The organism is uncultured Jatrophihabitans sp. (assembly GCF_964252635.1).
Taxonomy (GTDB): Bacteria; Actinomycetota; Actinomycetes; order Mycobacteriales; family Jatrophihabitantaceae; genus Jatrophihabitans.
Map to the genome: position 1 here is coordinate 102422 of NZ_CAXUNP010000007.1, position 16884 is coordinate 119305.

The following is a 16884-nucleotide window of genomic DNA, read 5'->3' on the forward strand; positions in this document are numbered from 1 at the left end:
GTCAGGAGCCAGCCGATGGCTGCTCGCCTTCTTCGCCGCCTCGTCGCCGCCCTCGTAGGGAGCGGGCTCGCGCTGTCGGTGTTGCTCGTCCCGGCGTCACCGGCCGGCGCGGCACCGAGTTGCTCCGACCCGGTCATCTGCCCGTCGTCGGTCTACTTCGGCGCCTCGCTGCCCGGGCTGCCCCGTGACCTGGCCGGCCTGCAGGCATTCGGCACCGACGTCGCCAGGCAGCCGACGATCGCGAACTACTTCGCCGCCTTCGGCGACCAGCTCGACCGGACCGGCCTGACGGCGCTGGCCGACGCGCACCGCCTGCCGATGCTGACGTGGTCGCCGGACGTCAGAGGCAACACCGGTGCCAATCCCTACCCGTTGACCGCCATCGCGTCGGGGGCCTTCGACACCTACCTGATCGCCCAGGCCAAGGCGTTGGCCGCGGTGCCCGGGCACGTCGCGGTTCGCTTCGCGCACGAGATGAACGCCGGCTGGTTCCCGTGGGGGAGGGGCGTCAACGGCAACACCGACGCGCAATATGTCGCCGCCTACCGCCACGTCCACGATGTCGTGACCGCGGCCGGCGCGACGAACGTCATCTGGATGTGGTCGCCGGCGGTCGTCGCCGGCGCGGCGTCCCCGGGGTCCTCGGGGTCACTTGGCTCGCTGTACCCCGGATCGGCCTACGTGGACTGGGTGGCTCCGGACCTCTACCTGCCCAACGCGACCGACACCTTCGCCGCACTCTGGAATCCCGTGCAGGCCGACCTGAACACCTTCGCCGCCGACAAGCCTCTCGTCTTCGCCGAGACCGGCGTCGCCCCCGGGCCGACCCGCCCGGCCCAGATCGCCGACCTGGTCGGCGGCCTGCTGCACACCCCGCGACTCGCCGGCATCGTGTGGTTCGAGGAGTCGGGCACGAAGGACTGGCGGGTGGACGCCGACCCCGCCGGCCGTTCGGCCCTCGCCGCGCAGCTGGCCACGCCGTGGGTGAGCGTCCCCGGCGCCAGCGGGACGACGGCGTTGCCACCGCTGTACCAATCCGTGCCCGTGACGACCGGCACCCCGCGCGTGGGTGCCGCGGTCTCGGCGACGCCGGGCACGTGGCGGGCCGGTCTTGCGGCTGCGCCGACCGTCACCGGGCACTGGTACCGCTGCACGACGCCGACCGACACCACGTCGTGCACTGCAGTCACCGGCGCGGGTGCCGGGTACACGGTCCAGCGCGCTGACTGGCACGACTACCTGCGCTACCGGGAGCACGCGACGAATGCGGCCGGCTCGGCGGATGCCTGGTCGAACGCCACCGCCGCCGTGCAGATGACGCCGGACGCCCCTGCCGCGCCGACCGTAACCGCGGTCGGCGGCGCGCTGCAGGTCTCCTTCCCGCCGGCACCGTTCGGTGCCACCCACTGGCTGCTCAGCCTGGACGGCAAGCAGATGGTGCCGATCCCGGTCGCCACGTCGACGTACTGGTTGCTGAACCTGATCAACGGCGGCAGCTACCAGGTGCAGTTGTCGGCGGCCGACGTCGCCGGCACCAGCACCGTGGTGTCGCAGCCGGTGTCGCTCACGGCGGTGCCGATGGCCGGACCGTCCACCCCGTACCTCGTCGTCACCGGTGGGACCGCCGTGTTCCAGCTGCCCCGGGTGCCCACCGGGGCGCAGGCCTGGCTGCTGACCCTCGACGGCACGACCACCACGCTGCCCGTCACCGGCACGACGTGGACGTCGTCCACCGTCCTGCGCCCCGGCACCACGCACACCTGGTCCTTGGCCCCCGCCGCGGGCAGTGGCGGCGTCGCCGGCTGGGGGTCGGCGGGCTCGGCCTCCAGCGGCAGCTTCGTCGCGCTGGACGCCCCGGTCGTGCCGACGGTCGTGCCGGTCCGTGGGGGCGCCACCTTCACCTTTCCCGCGCTGCCGGCAGGGGCGACGGGCTGGCAGCTGACGGTCGGCCCCACCACCTATCCGGTGACCGGCGCGTCGACGATGACGGTGACCGGGTTGGCGAGCGGGTACAGCGCGTCGTGGAGCCTGCGTGCGGTCAACGCCGCCGCGCGGTCTCTCAGCGTCACCGGCAGGTTCCTGCCGGCTTGACGCCCGCCGCGTCGGGCGGCCGCGCTCAGGAGCCGTGGAACGGGTCGGTGCACCCGCACTCGGTCGGCCAGCCGGACGGATCATCCACGCCGTCGGCCATCCGGCAGGTCGCCGGACGTGGGTCGTTCCGGCGCGCCGGCCACACCCGCCCGGAAGACCGGTGGGCCTCGTGGGCGCAGGCGGGACACCGGCCGGGCCGGGCGCGCACCGGTACCGACACGTCCGGCAACGCTGCGTCCGGCTGCGATGTCCGACTGACCGCTGAATCCGGCAGGGCTGAGTCCGGTGCCGCCGCTTGCTCGGCACGCCTCGACCGCACCCCTCTGCGCACCCGGGCAGTATGCGCCGGACGAGACGACGGAGTACCCGTGACGCACGTGTTGGCGGCACAGGAAGTACCCGGTAAACATCACGTTTCTGTCGGTTACAAACACTGTATGGAGTTGTCTCGGCACTCTGAGTCACTATAGGTTGACCTCGAAATAACCGATTCGTTCCTCGACGCTGCCGGGTGTCGTGGGCGCATCGGGATCTCCGTGCCGGCGCCGATCCGGCACGTCTCTTCGACGACCCGCGCCCATTCGGCGGGCGCGCATTCGCCGGAGCACACCCTTTGCCGTGGCCCCCGCCACCCCAGCTGCCAAGGATGGCCCCTCATGTCCCAGAGCACGATCGCCCCTGCCCCGGAAACACCGGGTACCACGGCGCACCTACCGTCGCCCCCGGACGACAAGGAGAAGTACAGCTACTTCGGCCGGCAGAACCGCTGGCTGCTCGCCCTGCAGGCAATCTCGTTCTGCCTCATCGCCTACAGCGTCGGCCGCTTCGCCACGGCCGACGACCGCCTGGTGCTGTTCCTCGTTCCTACCTCGCTCTACGCCGTCGCCCTAGCGGTGTCGCTCGCGTCGAGCACCCACCGCCGCCGCACCGACCGGGTCGACCACGAACTGCTCGTGTCGCAGTACGCGCCGGGTACCCACCCGAGCGTCGACGTCTTCCTGCCCAGCGCGGGCGAACCGCTCGACCTGCTGGCCAACACCTACGAGCACGTCAGCCGGCTGGCGTGGCCCGCCGAGGTCACCGTGCACGTGCTCGACGACAGCGCCCGCGAGGCCGTCCGCGAGCTGGCCGACGTGCACGGTTTCCGCTACTCCGTGCGCCCCAACCGGGGCTTCCTGAAGAAGGCCGGCAACCTCCGGCACGGTTACGAGAACAGCGCCGGCGACCTCATCGTGATCCTCGACGCGGACTTCGTGCCCCGCCCGGACTTCCTGCACGAGCTCGTGCCGTACTTCGACGACCCGACGGTCGGCATCGTGCAGTCGCCACAGTACTTCGAGACGTCACGACGGATGGGCTGGCTGCAGCGGTGCGCCGGGGCCACCCAGGAGTTGTTCTACCGGATGATCCAACCCAGCCGGGACGCCGTCGACGCCGCCATCTGCGTGGGCACCTGCGCGATCTATCGCCGCGCCGCGCTGGACTCGGCCGGTGGCTTCGCCCAGATCGGGCACTCCGAGGACGTCCACACCGGCGTGAAGATGCTCAAGGTCGGCTTCGTCGTGCGCTACGTGCCGGTCGTGGTGTCACGCGGGATCTGCCCCGACACGGCGCGGGCCTTCCTCAACCAGCAGTACCGGTGGTGCTCCGGCAGCATGTCGCTGCTGCGCGACCCGTCCTTCCACGCCGCCGCGCAGGTGCGCGGCCGGCAACGGCTGTGCTTCTGGGCCGGCTTCCTGTACTACATCTCGACCGCGGTCAACGCCTTCCTCGCGCCCGTCCCGGCGCTGACGATGTTGTACCTGCTGCCGCGCTGGGTGAAGCCGATGAACTCGGTCTGGCTGCTGGGTGCCGTCCTGCTGTGGCTCGTGATCCTGCCGTGCGTGATGCGCGGACGCTGGCGCCTCGACGTGCTGCGCGTGCAGGCCATGTACTCCTTCGCCCACGCCGTCGCGATCGTGCATGTGCTCACCGGTCGCACCAAGGACTGGGTGGCGACCGGGGCCTCGACGAGCCGCAGCACGCCCATCGCGGTCACCGTCGGACGGGTCATGAAGACGTGGGTCCTGGTCACCCAGGTGCTCATCTGGTTCGGGCTCGTCGAGGGCGTGCGGGCCTACGGCCTGGCGTCGTTTTGGGCCATGATCGCGCTGGCCGTCGTCGCGTCGTGGGTGCAGCTGCCGTTGCTGTTCGTGCGCACCGGCACCACCCGCGCCGAACGGCAGGCGTCGCGAGCCGCCCGGCGCGCCGAGCGGGCGGCCGCCGCACGAGCCGGGCGCCCGGCGTCGGCCAGCGTCACCGAGAAGCGGGCGCCGGTGCGCGAGACGATCGGCACCGGGCAGCACCCGGCCGCCGACGGACCGCGTCGGTGGCGACCAGACATCCAGGGTCTGCGCGCGGTGGCGGTGACCCTCGTCGTGCTCTACCACGCCGATGTGCCCGGCCTGACCGGCGGTTACGTCGGTGTCGACGTCTTCTTCGTCATCTCGGGCTTCCTGATCACCGGGCAGTTGCTGCGCCAGGTCGAGGAACGGCGCCGGATCCACTTCGTCGCTTTCTATGTCGGACGCATCCGACGCCTGTTGCCCGCCGCCGCCCTCGTCACGGTGGTGACCGTGCTGGCTGCGCGCCAGTTCCTGTCGATCTTCCAGGTGCAGAAAGTCGTCAAAGACGCAATCGCCACCGCCTACTACGGGATCAACTACCGGCTGGCCGCCGAGGGAGTCAACTACCAGCAGGCGACCGAGACGCCGTCCCCGCTGCAGCACTTCTGGTCGCTGGCGGTCGAGGAGCAGTTCTACATCTTCTGGCCCGTGTTGATCGCGCTGTGCGCCTGGCTGGGACGCCGTCATTTCCGTCGCGTCGTGCTCGTCGCGGTGAGCCTGGTCGTCGGTGTCTCGCTCTGGCTGTCGGTGACCCAGACCGCGTCCAATCCGCCGCTGGCCTACTTCGCGATCCACACGCGGGCCTGGGAGCTCGGTGTGGGTGCGCTCGTCGCCGTCGTCGTGACGGCCCTGGGGCGCGTGCCCACGGCCGTCGCCGGCGTCGCGTCCTGGCTGGGCGTCGCCGGTGTCGTCTGGTCCGCCTTCCACTACAACGACGGCACGGCGTTTCCCGGCACCGCCGCCCTGTTGCCGGTGCTGGCTACGGCGCTCGTCATCGCGGCAGGATGTCGGCCCGTACCGGTGCGGTGGGGCGTCGAGCGCGTGCTGCGGGTGCCGCCCGTGCAGCAGGTCGGCAAGCTTTCCTACGCCTGGTACCTGTGGCACTGGCCGATGTTGATCATTGTCCCGGTCGCCTTCGGCTACGAGTTCACCTGGAAGCTCAACCTCGAACTCGCCGGTCTCTCCCTGTGGTTCGCGGTACTCACCCTGCACCTGCTCGAGCGCCCGACGCAGCGCGGCCGGTTACGGCAGTCCCGTTGGGCGCTCGGCGGTGTCCTGGTCGCGGCGCTGGTCGTCGGGTCTGCGCAAGCGGTCTCGCAGTCGTTGCCGAGCCTGAACGTCGGTTCGACGTCCACCGTGGTCGGCCAGGCCGACAGCCGCACGCTGCAGAACACCGTCGGCGCATCGCTGGGCATCAAGCACGTGCCCGCGAACCTGACTCCTAACCTGCAGAACGCCCCGCACGACGTGCCGGTGAGCGACCACGACGGCTGCCACGCCGACTTCCTGGTCGTCAAGCAACCGGCCTGCGTGTTCGGAGACCCGCAGGGCGTGCACACGCTCGCGCTCGTCGGCGACTCGCACGCCCAACAGTGGCTGCCCGCGTTGGACCGCGAGGCCAAGCTCGTCCACTGGCGGGTGGTGGCGTGGACCAAGGCGGCCTGCTCGATCGCGGACCTGCACCTCACCAACGACGCGCTGCACCGCGAGTTCAAGGAGTGCGACACGTGGCGCAAGATCACGATGGGCCGAATCAAGCAGCTGGACCCGGACATCGTGGTTGCCTCGCAGAGCGACAACGTGCCTGGCACGCAGTTCTCCAACACGACGTGGGCCGATGCCACCGCGAAGGCCATGACCGTGTTCTCCGACGAGGGACTACGTGCGGTCTACGTGATGGACACCCCAGTGCCGATGAGCAGCGGGCCGGACTGCGTGGCCGAACACATCGACGACGTCAGCAAGTGCATCCGCAGCCGCAAGGGCGACTCCATCTACACATACAAGGGACGCCACGAGGCCATGGCCAGCACCCTGGCCGCTGCGCACGTCACGACGGTGGAGCCGGCCGACTGGCTGTGCACCGCGGCCAAGTGCCCGATGGTGATCGGCAACATCCTGGCCTACCGCGACGCCTCGCACATGAGCGCCAGCTACAGCCGGTTCCTCGCGCCGATGACCTTGCCGCTCTTCCATGCGCGGGCGTCGTGACCGCCCGCGGTCACGGCCGCCGGGACTTCCTCGGGATGCTCGCCCTCGGTGCGGCGGTCACGGTGCTGGGCGGGTGCGGGCCGTCCGGGCCGAGGAAACCCGAGATTCCCCCTGCCGTCCCCGGACCGGCAGCGTCGGTCACCCGAGCGCCCGGGCCCGGACACCAGATCGCGCTGACCGTCGACGACGGGTTCGACCCAGAGACGCTGGCCGCCTACGTCCGGCTGGCCAGCGACACCGGACTGGCCCTGACCTTCGACCCCATCGGTCGGCTGGCCGACACCTGGCAGCGGCACGTCAAGGCGTTGCGTCCGTTGATCGACAAGGGTCAGGTGCAGATCGCGAACCACACCTTCCACCATCGCCTGCTGACGCAGTGCAGCGATGCGCAGGTGCGTTCGGAGATCGAACGCAACGAGGACTGGATCGAGAAGACGTTCCGCGTCACGTCCCGCCCCTACCTGCGGCCGCCGTCGGGATTGCGCGACGCACGCACCGACGCCATCGCCGGCAGCCTCGGGTTCACGCGGATCCTGATGTGGCAGGGCTCGTTCGAGGACGCCGCTCCAGTGAGTGCGACGCAGTTGATGATCAACGCCCGCAAGGCGTTGCTGCCCGGAGCCGTCGTCGTCGGCCACGCCAACGTCGGCACCGTCACCCGGCTTTACCCGCAACTCACCGCCCTCATCCGGGAACGTGGGCTGCAACCCGTGACGCTGGACCAGATGTTCGGTACCAGCCGGAGCGTCGGTGCGTGAGACGTGGTGCCGCAGTCTTGCTTGCCCCGCTTCTCGCGGTTCTGGTGCTCGCGGTTCTGGTGCTCGCGGTTCTGGTGCTCGCGTCCTGCGCGGCTCCGGTGACCACGCCGGTCGGGCACCGTCCGTTCTACGGGTTGAACGAACCGAACGCCTCGCTGAGTCGGGAGCGGCAGCTGAGCCGCGACGTCGGCGTGCGACCGACGGTGTTCAGCGCGTTCATCCGCCTGGACACCACGACGACGGCGCAGAAGATGACGGCGATGCACGCGGCGGGCCTCACGCCGTTCATCACGCTGGAGCCCTGGCATCTCGGGGCTCGCAACGGTGTGCCGGACCCACGGGACTCCCTGCGTCACTTGCTCGCCGGCGAGTTCGACGCACAGCTGCTCGAGCAGGCCCGGATGCTGGCGACGTACAAGGCGCCGTTCTACCTGCGGTTCGCACACGAGATGAACGCCGGCTGGTACCCGTGGGGCATCGGCGTCGACGGCAACACGGCGGCCGACTACGTGCGGTCCTGGCGACACGTGCACCAGCTGTTCGACCACGTCCCCGGCCTGCACGCGCGCTGGGTGTGGTCACCCGTCGCGGTGCAGAACCCCGGCGCGAGTTCCGAACTCGCCCCGCTGTACCCGGGTGACGACGTCGTCGACTACGTGGGTCTCACCGGCTACGAGCACGCCGACGCGCAGCCGGCCGCGACCTTCGACCCGACCATCACCCGGTTGCATGCGCTGACCCACCTGCCGATCGTGCTGAGCGAGATCGGCAGCGACGGCAAGGACAAGACGACCTGGCTCGCCGCGCTCGGTACCTACCTGCGCACGCATCCGGGCATCGCCGGGTTCGTCTACTTCGACACGTCACCGGCATCGACCGGTGCGACCGGCACCTACTCACTCGACGACGCCACGGAGCGGGCCGCATTCGCACGCGGTCTCCGGGCCCTGCGTCCGTCACCGTCCGGAAAGGATCGTCCATGAGAATGTCCGTCATCGGCACCGGTTACCTCGGTGCCACGCATGCCGCAGCGATGGCCGAGCTCGGCCACGAGGTCGTCGGCGTGGACGTCGACGCGGCGAAGATCGACACCCTGCGGAGCGGGCGAGTCCCCTTCCACGAGCCCGGCCTGCCCGAGTTGCTGCAACGCCACGTCGACGGCGGCGCGTTGCGCTTCACCACGTCCGTGGACGAGGCCGTCGACTTCGCCGATCTGCACTTCGTCTGCGTAGGGACACCGCAACGTCCCGGCGAGCTCGCGGCGGATCTGCGCTACGTCGAGGCCGCGTTCGCATCCGTCACCGCTCGGGTACGTCCCGGCGCGACGGTGGTCGGCAAGTCCACCGTGCCGGTCGGGACGGCAGCCGTGCTGGCGGGCCCGTTGCGCGCTGCGGGGGCCGCCCTGGTGTGGAACCCGGAGTTCCTGCGTGAGGGTTTCGCGGTCCAGGACACCCTGCACCCGGACCGCATCGTGCTCGGCGTCGACCCCAGCGGCCCCGAGCACGGGGGCGCCGCGCTGTTGGACGCGTACGCCGCCATCGTGGGCCGCGGCACGCCGCTCATCACGTGTGACTTCCCGACCGCGGAGCTGGTCAAGGTCGCGGCGAACTCGTTCCTGGCCACCAAGATCAGCTTCATCAACGCGATGGCCGAGATCTGCGAGGTGACGGGTGCGGACGTCACCAAGCTGGCCGAGGCCATCGGCCACGACGCCCGGATCGGGCACCGATTCCTGCACGCCGGGCTCGGTTTCGGCGGCGGGTGCCTGCCGAAGGACATCCGCGCCTTCATGGCCCGCGCCGGCGAGCTGGGTGTCGACCAGGCCCTGACGTTCCTCAAGAGCGTCGACGACATCAACCTGCGTCGCCGGGCGCGCATGGTCGACCTGGCCCGTGAGCTGTGCGACGGCTCGCTGGCCGGTAGGCGCGTCGCCGTCCTCGGCCTGTCCTTCAAGCCGAACAGCGACGACATCCGCGATTCGCCGGCGCTCGACGTGGCGGTGGCCGTGCAGCAGGCTGGGGCGGCGGTCCGCGCCTACGACCCCGAGGCGATGGCGAACGCCAAGGACCGCCACCCGACGCTGGCCTACTCGGCCACGGCCCTGGACGCGTGCCGCGATGCCGACGTGGTGCTGCATCTGACCGAGTGGGACGAGTTCCGCCACCTCCTGCCCGGCGCGCTGGCCGACACGGTCGCGCAGCGCCGCATCGTCGACGGGCGCAACGCCCTCGACCCGCAGCACTGGCGAGAGGAGGGCTGGCTGTTCCGCGCACTGGGTCGGCCCTGACGGCCGGCTCGTTCTTCACGATCAAGGAGAAGTCATGGCCGTACCCCGGGCGCGCATCGTCGCCGCCCTGCTCGCCGTCTGCACCCTGCTGGCCGGTGTTCTCGCCGGCACGACACCGGCCCAGGCCCACGCCGTCATTCCCACGAACCTGCCCGCCCCCGACGTGCACGGGCCGGTCATCGTCACCCCGCACCTGACCTACTGGGTGCCGCAGGTTGACGATGCCAACCCGTGCCAGCTGGTCAGCCTCGGCAATGGCGACCATCCGTGCTTCGGCTACGTGCAGCTCGGCGCACGCATCCGCGGGCTGCGTCCCGGCGTCCCGGTGACCGCGCAGTTCACCCTGCACTACAACGAGAGTTTCGTCTGCACCAACTGGACGACGCTGGTGAAGGATCCGCGCCCGGACCGCCGGGTGACCCTGCACGGGGACGGCGCCACCCAGGGCACCTACCTCGCCGGGCCGCCGCCGGCCACCACGACGTCCTGGGGACGGGCGACGGTGAGTGCGTTCTACTTCGCACACTCGCCCAACCTGCGCTGGCCGGACCTGGTCGACCTCAAGTGCGGTGCGGGCGAGGCGGTGGAGCGGTCCGGGTTCGTGCTGAGCCGGATCACCGTGCAGGTGACGCTGCTGAACCCCCGTGGGCAGGACATCGGCGACTACCCGACGGTTCCCGTCAAGGGCAGCTACACCGCGTCGCCGTACGACTTCGCGTCCGGGGCGCAGCCACCGTTCGTCCCCGCGTGAGCGACGGCGGCGGCAACCCGATGCCGGGTTGCCGCCGTCGTCGGCGCACGGGTCAGCGGAAGCCGACGACCTCGTGCGGGGTGTAGTGCTCGGTCAGCTGTGCGATCTCGTCATCGGTCAGCTCGAGATCGACGGCCGCTACCGCGTCCTCCAGATGGTTCGCCTTGGTCGCCCCGACGATCGGGGCACTCACCACCGGGTTGGCCAGCACCCACGCGAGCGCCACCTGTGCGCGGGAGACACCACGCGACGACGCCACCGACGCGACGGCGTCGACGATCTGCTTGTCGCCGTCGAGATACAGCGTGCGGCCGAACTCGTCGGACTCGGAGCGGGTCGTGGTGTCGTCCCAGTCGCGCGTCAGCTTGCCGCGGGCCAGCGGGCTCCACGGGATGACTCCGATGCCTTCCGCCGCACAGAGGGGGAGCATCTCGCGCTCCTCCTCGCGGTTGAGCAGGTTGTAGTGGTCCTGCATGGTGACGAACCGCGTCCACCCGTGCGTGTCCGAGACGTGCAGCGCCTTGCTGAACTGCCACGCCCACATCGACGACGCGCCGATGTAGCGGGCCTTGCCCGCCTTGACGACGTCGTGCAGCGCCTCGAGGGTCTCCTCGATCGGCACGGTCGGGTCCCACCGGTGGATCTGGTACAGGTCGACGTAGTCGGTCTGCAGGCGGCGCAGGCTGGCGTCGATGGCCGAGAAGATGGCCTTGCGCGACAGGCCCTTGGAGTTGGGGCCGTCGCCGTCAACCGGCATGAACACCTTGGTGGCCAGCACGATCTCGTCGCGGTCGGCGTACTCGCGCAGCGCACGTCCGGTGATCTCCTCGCTCGACCCGGCCGAATAGGTGTTGGCGGTGTCGAAGAAGTTGATGCCGGCGTCGATCGCCTGCCGGAAGAACGGCAGCGCGCCGTCCTCGCCGAGCGACCACGGGTGCGCCCCGCGCTCGGGGTCGCCGTAACTCATGCAGCCGAGACAGATCGCGGACACGTCCAGGCCGGTGGTGCCGAGCTCGCGGTACTTCATGGGTCAGCCTCTCGTCAGAACTGCAGGACCAGGCGGCCGCGGACGCCGCCGGCTTCGAGCCGTCGGTGCGCCTCAGGGGCCTGGGCGGCGGGCAGGGTGTCGGCGACGCGCAGGGTGAGCACGCCGTCCTCGACCTGCTGCCGCAGCCGGTCGAGCGCGGGCCGGTCCAGCGCATGGTCGAACACCATCACCGGGATGACCGTGACGCGGTCCTGACCCTTGCCGTCGTACCCGCGGACGGTGGCCATCCGTCCGCCGTCCTTGACCGCCGGCAGCGCCGACTCGTTGAACAGCGCGCCGTCGGCCAGACCGTCGACGCCGTCGGGGTACCGCGAGCGCAGCGCGTCGATGTAGTCGTCGCCGCGGGGCAGCACGACGTCCGCCCCCAGTTGCTCGATCAGCGTGCGGTCGTCGTCCGAGGCGTCGGCCACGACCGTCAGCCCGTCGGCCTTGGCCAGCTGGATCACGTAACCGCCGAACGCGCCGGCCGCCCCCGTGACGGCGAGCACCTGGCCGGGCTGCAGCTGCAGCGAGTCGATCGCGAACCGCGCGGTGAGGCCGTTCATGGGCAGGGTCGACGCCTCGACGTCGGACGTGCCGGCCGGGACGGCCACCACGGACTGCGCCGGGACGACGAGGTCGCTCCGGTACGCGCCGTGCGGCCCCTTCGGCAGCACCACGGCCATGACGCGGTCGCCGGGGGCGACGCCCGTATCGACGTCGGCACCGACCTCGACGACCTCGCCGGCGGCGTCCATGCCGGGCACCGCGCCCGGCGCGGCGGCCTCAGGCTTGTCGTCGCGCATCCCGCTGCGCACGCCGGTGTCGGTGGGGCTGACGGCAGTCGCGGTCACGCGAATGCGCACCTCGCCGGCGCCGAGGGGCTCGGCCGGGACGTCGAGTTCGTGCAGGGCGTCCGGGCCGCCGTAGGTGGTCACTCCGATTGCTCTCATGTTTGCGCCAACCACCCGGCGGTGGGGGCTCATTCCGCCTGCGGTTCGGGTGGGCACGGCCGGGGTAGACGAACCGGTAGGCCTGCACCGTCAAAATGGACGTGCCGCATCGGCCGTGACGAGGTCCTTTCATGCCCACCGCACAGTGCCGCCTGACGTTCATCGGCACGGCCACCGTGCTGCTCGAACTCGGCCCGTTCACCCTGCTCACCGATCCGAACTTCCTGCACCGGGGTCAGCGCGCCTACCTCGGGCTGGGCCTGACGTCGACCCGGCGCACCGAGCCCGCGCTGTCCGTCGGTGACCTGCCGGCGCTCGACGCGATCGTGCTGTCGCACATGCACGGCGACCACTGGGACCGGGTGGGCAAGCGCGAGCTGCCGCACGACCTGCCGATCTTCACCACCCCCGCGTCCGCCCGCGCACTGCGCCGGCAGCGGTTCACCGACCCGCGCCCGCTGACGACCTGGCAGGACGCGAGGCTCGAGCGCGACGGCTACCGGCTGCGCATCACCGCCACACCCGGGCGGCACGCTGTCGGCCTGGCACGGCATGTGCTGCCCCCGGTGATGGGCAGCGTGCTGGACCTGGCCGGGCCGGACGGGCCGATCCTGCGGCTCTACATCAGCGGTGACACGCTGCTGGTCGACAACCTGCGCGCCATCCCCGAGCGCTTCCCGGACATCGACGCGGCGGTCTTCCACCTCGGCGGCACCACGCTGCCGGGCGGCTTCGTCGTCACGATGGACGCGACGCAGGGCGCCGACCTGCTCGACCTCGTGCGCCCCGGCCTCGTCGTCCCCGTCCACCACGACGACTACGGCGTCTTCAAGAGCCCGCTGACCGACTTCCTGGACGAGGCCGAGCGCCGTGGCACACGCGGCGTGGTCCGCGTGGTCGAGCCGGGTGCGACGACCGACCTCCTCGCCTGACTGTCGTCGGTACCGCACCCGCCGCCGCTCGGTCTGTGGGCGTGACCGCTACCTCGTGCCGACGCTGATGATCGACTTGAGGCTGTCCGGCCGGCGGTCGCTGTCCAGCGCGGCCGCGGTGTCGTCCAGGGCGAACCGCCCGGTGACGAGCGAGTCGACATCGACCACGCCGTCCCCAACAAGCGCCTCAGCGAGCGGCCAGGTATTGGCGTAGCGGAAGACGCCGGTGAGCGTGAGCTCGTGGTTCTGGATCAGCTGAACGGGCAGCTCGGCGTCGCCGAGGCCGAGGCCGACAAGCACCACGGTGCCGGCCGGGCGGACTGCCGCGATGCCCGGCCCGATGGCCGGCTGGGCACCGGAGCACTCGAGGAAGCTGTCGGCCTGCAGCTCGGTGAGGTCGTGCTCGGGACCGACCGCCGTCACGCCGGGAAGCGCGCCGACGAAGCTGCGCCGGAACTCATTCGGCTCGACCACGACGATCTCGCGCGCGCCGAAGGCGTGCGCCGTCTGCGCACAGATGGCGCCGATCGGGCCGCCGCCCGTGATGAGCACGCGGTCGCCGGGCCCGACGTGGGCCTTGCGGACCGCGGCGACCCCCACCGAGACCGGCTCGAGCAGAGCAGCCGCGTCGTCGCTGATCGAGTCGCGCACCGGATGGGCGAAACTCGCCGGCACACTGACGAAGTCGCACAGCGCGCCGTCGACCGGCGGCGTCGCGAAAAAGCGCATGTCGGGGCACAGGTTGTACCGCCCGGCGGTGCACTGGGCGCACACCCGGCAGGGCAGCTGCGGCTCGATCGACACGCGTTGCCCGATGCGCTCATCCGGCACCACATCACCGACCGCCACGATGTGCCCGGCCGCCTCGTGGCCGAGCACGAGCGGGTCGCTGACCACGAAGCTGCCGATCCGACCGTGTCGGTAGTAGTGGGCGTCCGATCCGCAAACGCCAACCGAGCTGACCTGCACCAGAACGTCTTGCGGCCCCGGGGCGGGAACCGGTCTGTCCGTGACGACGTCGATGACCCCTGGCCGGGTTAGCACCGCCGCGTTCATCCGGGTCGTCGTCATATTGGTCACCGTCCTGCTGCTCAAATGAGCACCTGTCTCTTACGGTATTGATGGTCGCCGGTCAGTATTGTCAGGCTGCAGTTTGGTCGACAAGGGGTGAAGGGGTGCTCGTATGAGCGGGGTTTCAACGCAGCAGGCCCAGTGGGCGGACCTCGACGACGACGCCCTCGCGGTGCAGGTCGCGCGCCGCTTCTATATCGACGACCGGTCCAAGAGCGAGATCGCCGCCGAGCTCAAGCTCAGTCGGTTCAAGGTGGCGCGGGTCCTCGACCGCGCACGCCGCGACGGCATCGTCAAGATCTCCGTGAGCGCACCCGACCTCGTGGACACCCAGCTGTCCCGCCGCCTGCAGGACGCGTACGGGCTGCGGCACGCCGTCGTCGTCGGGGTGTTCGACGCCGACGACGCGGAGCTGCGAGGTTATCTCGGGCAGGCCACCGCCGACCTGCTGCCCGGGATCGTGCGTCCCGAGGACACGCTGGGTCTCGGGTGGGCACGCTCCGTGCTGGCGGCGGCGGCGCGGCTGCGGACGATCGCGCCGTGCCGCGTCGTCCAGCTGACCGGCTCGCTCGACCGGCCCGAGGCCGAGCTCGGTTCGGTCGAGCTGGTTCGACGCGTCGCCGACCTCGGCGGCGGAACCGCGCTGTCCTACCACGTCCCGATGTTCGTCGCGGACAGTCACGTCGCCGCGGCCCTGCGTTTCGAGCCGCAGGTCGCGCGAGCCATGCAGGCCTACCCCGAGGTCACGGTCGCGCTGGTCGGCGTCGGCGGTTGGAACCCACCGGCGTCCACGTTGCACGAGGTGCTGACCCCGCCCGAGCGCGCGGCCATCCTCCGTGAACACGTGCACGCCGACATCTCCGGGGTGTTCATCGATCGGGACGGCCGGCCGGTGCAGACGGCCGTCAGCGACCGGATCATCGGCATCGACGCCGCGGCGCTACGCGCGATCCCGCACACGATCGCCGTCGCCTACGGGCACGACAAGGTCGACGCCGTGCGGGCCGCCATCCGCGGCGGCTACGTCGACAGCCTGGTCACGCACGCCAGCTTCGCCGAACGACTCCTCGACGTCGCCGCCTGACCCGGAGGAGGCTGCGACGCGGCCCAGCACGCCCGCCGCCGCCGACAGCGCCGCCGCCACGACCCACGTGACGCCGGCGGCCGCGACCCGGGCCACGGCGAGCCCGCTCACCGGCCCGGCCGCGGTGCCGATGTCCTCGGTGATCGACAACGCCGCCTGGTACGACGCCTGCCGGTGCGGCCCGGCCCGGCGCGTGATAACGGTCGACACGGTTGGCCCGTAGATCATCTCGCCGATCGTCAGCAGGACGACGGCCCCGACGAGCACCGCGTACCCGCCGTGCGCGCCGGCCAGGGCGGCGAGACCGGCGGCCTGCAGCAGGGCACCCGCCAGCAGCAGGCGTGGCGCGGCGACGCGGGCGACGAGACGGTTGAGCGGCAGCTGCCCGACGACGACAATCGCGGCGGCCACGGTGAACAGTGCGGCGTAGGCGGTCGACCCCAGGGCGGTCTGCTGCCGGACGAGGACGAGGCCGTCGGACTCCCACCAGGTGAAGCTGATCGCGAGCAGGCCACCGCCCAGCACGAGCAGCAGCAGCCGGCGGTCGGTGCGCAGCGCGCGCAGGGTGCCGGGTGGCAGCTCCGGTTCGTCGTCCCCGTCGTCGACGTGGGGCACGGCCGACGGCAGTACGACCAGCTCGATCAACACGGCGACCGCGAGCAGGGCGCCGCTGACCGCGAACACCGCCGAGAGCGACGCGAGCGCGGCCAGCGCCCCGAGCAGCGGCCCCGCGATCCGTCCGGCGTAGCTGCCGACCCGCACCAGGCTGAACGCGCGCGTCAGCTGGTGCTCGTCCGTGGTCGCGCCGACCAGGGCGGCGGTGGTCGGGTGGAACGCCGACTCGAAGACGCCGGCGAGCAGGAACAGCACGATGGCCGGCGCCGGGCTCGACGCGACGGCCAGCAACCCGTAGCCCAGGGCCATCCCCGCCGTGGACACGAGCAGGACCCGACGGTGCCCGAGACGGTCGGCCAGCCCGCCGCCGAGCAGCCCACCGCCGAACTCGCCCACGGCCTGCCCGAGGAACAGCAGACCGGCCGCGACACCGCTGAGCCCGGCGTGCTCGTGCGCCCAGATGACGATGAAGGGCAGCATCGCGCTGCTGGCCAGGGCCTCGACGGTGCGGACCGCGACGATGCCCGGCAGGACGGATCGTTGATTACGAGTCAACATGCCTCGAATATAACAGAAGCGAGACAGGGTGACTCGATAGGGAAGAAAGAGCAGAGCGGGTAAGGATGATCGGTGACCCGATCCGCCGCCCCACCCACGGTCGACGCGTCGTGCCCCAAACACATGGTCTTCGGCCCGTGCGGGGGAGTGCGGGAGGACGGCTCCTGCGAGATGCGGCCCGGCCCGTGCTCGTTCGACGCGCTGGTGCTCTGGCCGGACGAGCCGCCGGCGCGGCCGTCGGTCACCGCACCGCGGGTGCTCGTCGACTTCACCGCACCGCCCTACGACCTGCCGGTCGCCCGCGACATCGCCCGCATCCTCGCCCCGCATGCAGGCGCGGTGCTGGTCGGCGAGCACCAGAACCGCCCGGACTACCCACCC

General features: G+C 71.1%; 12 protein-coding genes and 1 pseudogene. 9 read left to right on the top strand and 4 right to left on the bottom strand.

All coding sequences use genetic code 11. The features are described 5' to 3' along the window. Nucleotides 1–15 precede the first annotated feature (15 nt). The 6 genes from ACFFCA_RS05160 (at nucleotide 16) to ACFFCA_RS05185 (ending at nucleotide 10263) form a co-directional block, all read left to right on the top strand. Complete coding sequence (locus tag ACFFCA_RS05160; protein WP_375482474.1) at nucleotides 16–2091, top strand: glycoside hydrolase family 26 protein; 2076 nt, start codon at nucleotides 16–18, stop codon at nucleotides 2089–2091. Between the two features lie 656 nt (nucleotides 2092–2747). Next, nucleotides 2748–6467 (top strand): acyltransferase family protein, encoded by a 3720-nt coding sequence (locus tag ACFFCA_RS05165; protein WP_375482476.1) that lies wholly within the window; start codon nucleotides 2748–2750, stop codon nucleotides 6465–6467. Then, nucleotides 6464–7225: a polysaccharide deacetylase family protein gene (locus ACFFCA_RS05170; protein WP_375482478.1), complete on the top strand. Its 762-nt coding sequence runs from the start codon at nucleotides 6464–6466 to the stop codon at nucleotides 7223–7225. Before ACFFCA_RS05165 ends, ACFFCA_RS05170 begins: the two co-directional genes overlap by 4 nt. A gap of 17 nt (nucleotides 7226–7242) precedes the next feature. Next, nucleotides 7243–8208 carry a glycoside hydrolase family 26 protein gene (locus tag ACFFCA_RS05175; RefSeq protein ID WP_375482480.1) on the top strand — a complete coding sequence of 322 codons (966 nt, stop codon included), beginning with the start codon at nucleotides 7243–7245 and terminating at the stop codon, nucleotides 8206–8208. Further along, complete coding sequence (locus ACFFCA_RS05180; protein WP_375482482.1) at nucleotides 8205–9512, top strand: UDP-glucose dehydrogenase family protein; 1308 nt, start codon at nucleotides 8205–8207, stop codon at nucleotides 9510–9512. The genes ACFFCA_RS05175 and ACFFCA_RS05180 overlap by 4 nt, the downstream gene beginning before the upstream one ends. Nucleotides 9513–9546: 34 nt before the next feature. After that, complete coding sequence (locus ACFFCA_RS05185; RefSeq protein WP_375482483.1) at nucleotides 9547–10263, top strand: hypothetical protein; 717 nt, start codon at nucleotides 9547–9549, stop codon at nucleotides 10261–10263. A gap of 52 nt (nucleotides 10264–10315) precedes the next feature. Here the strand turns inward: ACFFCA_RS05185 and ACFFCA_RS05190 are convergent, their stop codons facing one another. Further along, nucleotides 10316–11290: an aldo/keto reductase gene (locus ACFFCA_RS05190; protein ID WP_375482485.1), complete on the bottom strand. Its 975-nt coding sequence runs from the start codon at nucleotides 11288–11290 to the stop codon at nucleotides 10316–10318. A gap of 14 nt (nucleotides 11291–11304) precedes the next feature. Next, nucleotides 11305–12243: a zinc-binding alcohol dehydrogenase family protein gene (locus ACFFCA_RS05195; protein ID WP_375482487.1), complete on the bottom strand. Its 939-nt coding sequence runs from the start codon at nucleotides 12241–12243 to the stop codon at nucleotides 11305–11307. 131 nt (nucleotides 12244–12374) lie between these two features. Here ACFFCA_RS05195 and ACFFCA_RS05200 point away from each other — a divergent pair, with 131 nt between their 5' ends. Continuing rightward, nucleotides 12375–13175, top strand: coding sequence for an MBL fold metallo-hydrolase (locus tag ACFFCA_RS05200; RefSeq protein WP_375482489.1), 801 nt, complete (start codon nucleotides 12375–12377; stop codon nucleotides 13173–13175). Between the two features lie 48 nt (nucleotides 13176–13223). Here the strand turns inward: ACFFCA_RS05200 and ACFFCA_RS05205 are convergent, their stop codons facing one another. After that, nucleotides 13224–14231, bottom strand: coding sequence for an NAD(P)-dependent alcohol dehydrogenase (locus ACFFCA_RS05205; protein WP_375482499.1), 1008 nt, complete (start codon nucleotides 14229–14231; stop codon nucleotides 13224–13226). 127 nt (nucleotides 14232–14358) lie between these two features. Here ACFFCA_RS05205 and ACFFCA_RS05210 point away from each other — a divergent pair, with 127 nt between their 5' ends. Beyond that, entirely contained in the window at nucleotides 14359–15330 is a 972-nt protein-coding gene (locus tag ACFFCA_RS05210; protein WP_375482491.1) for a sugar-binding transcriptional regulator, read from the top strand. Nucleotides 15331–15363: 33 nt separating this feature from the next. Here the strand turns inward: ACFFCA_RS05210 and ACFFCA_RS05215 are convergent. Continuing rightward, a pseudogene (locus tag ACFFCA_RS05215) lies at nucleotides 15364–16503 on the bottom strand (MFS transporter); the annotation flags it as partial. A gap of 72 nt (nucleotides 16504–16575) precedes the next feature. Here ACFFCA_RS05215 and ACFFCA_RS05220 point away from each other — a divergent pair. After that, on the top strand, nucleotides 16576–16884 hold a 309-nt coding region (locus ACFFCA_RS05220; RefSeq protein ID WP_375482493.1), incomplete at its 3' end, for a methylenetetrahydrofolate reductase C-terminal domain-containing protein.

Excerpts from the sequence above, each read along its gene's own strand:
- ACFFCA_RS05180 (WP_375482482.1), top strand. The coding sequence starts at position 8,205 with ATGAGAATGTCCGTCATCGGCACCGGTTACCTCGGTGCCACGCATGCC.
- ACFFCA_RS05200 (WP_375482489.1), top strand. The coding sequence starts at position 12,375 with ATGCCCACCGCACAGTGCCGCCTGACGTTCATCGGCACGGCCACCGTG.
- ACFFCA_RS05160 (WP_375482474.1), top strand. The coding sequence starts at position 16 with ATGGCTGCTCGCCTTCTTCGCCGCCTCGTCGCCGCCCTCGTAGGGAGC.
- ACFFCA_RS05195 (WP_375482487.1), bottom strand. The coding sequence starts at position 12,243 with ATGAGAGCAATCGGAGTGACCACCTACGGCGGCCCGGACGCCCTGCAC.
- ACFFCA_RS05190 (WP_375482485.1), bottom strand. The coding sequence starts at position 11,290 with ATGAAGTACCGCGAGCTCGGCACCACCGGCCTGGACGTGTCCGCGATC.
- ACFFCA_RS05185 (WP_375482483.1), top strand. The coding sequence starts at position 9,547 with ATGGCCGTACCCCGGGCGCGCATCGTCGCCGCCCTGCTCGCCGTCTGC.
- ACFFCA_RS05205 (WP_375482499.1), bottom strand. The coding sequence starts at position 14,231 with ATGAACGCGGCGGTGCTAACCCGGCCAGGGGTCATCGACGTCGTCACG.
- ACFFCA_RS05210 (WP_375482491.1), top strand. The coding sequence starts at position 14,359 with ATGAGCGGGGTTTCAACGCAGCAGGCCCAGTGGGCGGACCTCGACGAC.
- ACFFCA_RS05165 (WP_375482476.1), top strand. The coding sequence starts at position 2,748 with ATGTCCCAGAGCACGATCGCCCCTGCCCCGGAAACACCGGGTACCACG.